The sequence below is a fragment of the Arthrobacter sp. AK01 genome, from assembly GCF_021109375.1.
In the GTDB taxonomy this organism is placed as follows: Bacteria; Actinomycetota; Actinomycetes; order Actinomycetales; family Micrococcaceae; genus Arthrobacter.
On sequence record NZ_JAJOHP010000150.1, the window covers coordinates 1 to 1,016 of the forward strand.

The following is a 1,016-nucleotide window of genomic DNA, read 5'->3' on the forward strand; positions in this document are numbered from 1 at the left end:
GCACCTGAAGGCCGTAAGTTGCTGCGCGTTGAGGCGCGTAACGCGGCGGTCCCGGTTGAACGCAAGCCCGAGTGGATCAAGGCCAAGGTCCAGATGGGTCCTGAGTTTGTCCAGCTCAAGAACCTGGTGAAGAAGGAAGGCCTGCACACGGTCTGTGAAGAGGCCGGTTGCCCGAACATTTTCGAGTGCTGGGAAGACAAGGAAGCGACGTTCCTGATCGGCGGTTCCGAGTGTACCCGGCGGTGTGATTTCTGCCAGATCGATACCGGTAAACCGTCCCCGGTGGACATGTTCGAACCCACCAAGGTGGCCCGGAGCGTCCAGGCGATGCAGTTGCGGTACGCCACGGTGACCGGAGTGGCCCGTGATGACCTGGCCGATGAGGGTGTCTGGTTGTACGCCGAAACGGTGAGGAAGATCCACGAACTGAACCCGGGCACGGGGGTGGAGTTGCTGATCCCTGATTTCTCCGGCAAGCCTGAGCACATCGCGGCGATCTGTGATTCCAAGCCTGAGGTGTTCGCGCATAACGTCGAGACGGTGCCGAGGATTTTCAAGCGGATCCGTCCGGCGTTCCGGTACGAGCGGTCCCTGGATGTCATCACGCAGGGCCGTGATTTGGGCATGGTGACCAAGTCCAACCTGATCCTGGGCATGGGCGAGACCCGGGAGGAAATCTCCGAGGCGCTGCGGGACCTGCACGAGGCCGGGTGTGATTTGATCACGATCACCCAGTACCTGCGCCCGTCCGAGCGGCACTTGCCGGTGGACCGGTGGGTCAAGCCGCAGGAGTTCGTGGACCTCCAGGAAGAAGCCCAGGAGATCGGTTTCCTTGGTGTGATGTCGGGTCCGTTGGTGCGGTCCTCGTACCGGGCCGGGCGCCTCTGGGCCACCGCGATGCGGAAGAAGGGCTGGGAAATCCCGGCCGCCCTGGCCCACATCGAGTCCTCCGGCACCACCCGCCAGGAAGCCTCCACCATCCTCGCCGCCCACAGCTAGGCACCGCTCCACCACCC

1 protein-coding gene is annotated in these 1,016 nt (G+C 63.3%); it reads left to right on the forward strand.

Features of this window, described 5'->3' with window-relative positions; all coding sequences use genetic code 11:
* On the forward strand, positions 1-999 hold a 999-nt coding region (lipA, locus tag LN996_RS23490), incomplete at its 5' end, for a lipoyl synthase (protein ID WP_231343506.1).
* Positions 1,000-1,016 lie beyond the last annotated feature (17 nt).